Below are 2,309 nucleotides of genomic sequence, written 5' to 3' on the forward strand. Positions count from 1 at the left end.
TCGCGAGCAAGCCCGCTCCCACAGGGTTTGTGTGCGCCATAGATCGAATGTGGGAGCGAGCTCGCGATAGGGCCAGAGCCCCGCCAGCGCAAACCCCTAGCGCAAGCCGTCACGAAACTGCCCCGGTGTCATTCCGGTCCAGCGCTTGAACGCACGGCTGAAGCTGCTGGCGTCGGCAAAGCCCAAGAGATAGCTGACTTCGCTCAGCGAACATTGCGGGTCGCGCAGGTGTAGCAGCGCCAGGTTTTCCCGGCATTCGTTAAGCAGCGTGTCGAAGCGGCAGCCTTCATCGGCCAAATGCCGTTGCAGGCTGCGCAGGCTCAGGTGCATGGCCTGGGCGATGCGCTCGGCGCTGGGTTCGCCTTCGGGCAGTTGGGCCTCGATAGCGGCTCGCACCTTGCGCTCCCAGGTCAGTGGCTGGAGCTGGGCGAGGGTGCGCTTGAGTACCGTCTCGTTATGTTCAGCCAGCTCCGGGTTGGCGTCGTCCAGGTGGCTGTCGAAATCGACGAGGTTGAATTCCAGGCAATCTTGCTCGGCGCCGAAATACACCGGTGAACGAAACACTTTATGCCAGGGGCCAGGGTCTGATGGTTCCGGGCGCCGCAAGTACACCGCCAGCGGTGCGTAATCGCGGCCCAGGCGGTTGCGACACGTGCGTACGTAAATCGCGGCGAATGCATCGATGGCTTCAAAGGCCGGCGTCGCCCGGCCCTGGGGCACATCGAGAGTGAAGCGGTAACGGTCTTCGCAGCGGCTCAGTTGCAGTATCAATGCATCGCTGACCACCGGGTGATAACGCACGATCCGCTCAAACACTTCTCGCAAACTGCCGCTGGCCACCAGGGCATAACCCAGCGCGTGGAACGTAGTGGGACTGACGAAGCGCGAAACCCGCAGGCCGATCGCCGGATCGCCGCTGGCCTGCACGGCCAGCTCCCACAGGCGCGTGGTGGCCGAGAGCGGATACCGGGCATTCGGGTCGTCCATCCATTGCGGATCGAGCCCGGCCTCCAGGCACAGGGCATGGCTGTCCAGGCCCAGCGCATCAAGCTGTTTGCGCAGGGCGCGGGTCCAACTGGCGAGGGAGGTGGGTTCAGTCATGGCAATTGGCGCTTGCGGTCAACAGGTTGGCGTTTACGGCTACCACCCTAGGGGGCATCGCCCGGCAGGATGAGCACATCTCTAACAGAGGATGTAAGCCATGCACGGCACTTGCGCAACCCCCGAGCGATTGAATGCACAACAGCGGTCCGCCCATATTCGCCAAGTGGTCCTGGCCCGTGGCGAGGAGCTGCGCCAGCGCTACCCGATCCTGCGCCACCAGGATGCGTTGGGCGCGGGCATCCTGGCGTTCGCCCTGGCCGGGATGGTCGGTTCGGCACTGTTCTACATCAACGGTTACCTGGCCGGTTGGGCGTGCCTGCTGCTCAACGCTTTTTTCGCTTCACTGACCCACGAGCTGGAACACGACCTGATCCACAGTATGTATTTTCGCAAGCGACGCGCACCCCACAACCTGATGATGGGCCTGGTCTGGCTGGCGCGCCCCAGCACCATCAACCCGTGGATCCGCCGCCACTTGCACCTCAATCATCACAAGGTGTCCGGCAGCGAGGCCGACATGGAGGAACGCGCCATCACCAACGGCGAGCCCTGGGGGTTGGCGCGCTTGTTGATGGTGGGCGACAACGTGATGTCGGCCTTCATTCGCCTGCTGCGGGCCAAGACCTGGGCGCACAAGCGCAGCATCCTCAAGCGCACGCTGAAGGTGTATTTCCCCCTGGCGCTGCTGCACTGGGGCGCGTGGTACGTGTTTCTCGGTTTCCATGGGTCCAACGCTGTCGCCCATCTGCTTGGCACGTCGATTGATTGGTCGGCGACTACGCTGGCAGTGATGCACGTGATCGATATCGCAGCGGTGGTGATCATCGGCCCGAACGTGCTGCGCACCTTTTGCCTGCATTTCATCAGCTCGAACATGCATTACTACGGCGACATCGAGCCGGGCAATGTCATCCAGCAAACCCAGGTACTCAACCCGTGGTGGCTGTGGCCGTTGCAGGCGTTCTGCTTCAACTTCGGCAGCAGCCACGGGGTCCATCATTTCGTGGTCAAAGAGCCGTTCTACATCCGCCAGATGACGGTGCCGGTGGCCCACAAAGTGATGCGTGAGATGGGGGTGCGGTTCAATGATTTCGGCACGTTTGGGCGGGCGAATCGGTTTGTGCGGGAAGAGGAGGTGGTGCGCAAGGAAGCTCCCGCCGGGCCTGCAGGAGCTGTGTAGGAGCTGACGAGTGCAACGAGGCTGC

2 protein-coding genes are annotated in these 2,309 nt (G+C 62.7%); one reads left to right on the forward strand and one right to left on the reverse strand.

All coding sequences use genetic code 11. The features are described 5' to 3' along the window. Window positions 1-96: 96 nt before the first annotated feature. Window positions 97-1,101 carry an AraC family transcriptional regulator gene (locus HU811_RS26665; protein WP_186659073.1) on the reverse strand — a complete coding sequence of 335 codons (1,005 nt, stop codon included), beginning with the start codon at window positions 1,099-1,101 and terminating at the stop codon, window positions 97-99. A gap of 100 nt (window positions 1,102-1,201) precedes the next feature. On the opposite strand from HU811_RS26665, the gene HU811_RS26670 reads away from it, so the two are divergent. After that, window positions 1,202-2,284, forward strand: a complete 1,083-nt coding sequence (locus HU811_RS26670; protein ID WP_186659075.1) for a fatty acid desaturase — start codon at window positions 1,202-1,204, stop codon at window positions 2,282-2,284. Window positions 2,285-2,309: the final 25 nt, after the last annotated feature.

Origin of the sequence: Pseudomonas tehranensis (assembly GCF_014268615.1) — a bacterium.
In the GTDB taxonomy this organism is placed as follows: Bacteria; Pseudomonadota; Gammaproteobacteria; order Pseudomonadales; family Pseudomonadaceae; genus Aquipseudomonas; species Aquipseudomonas tehranensis.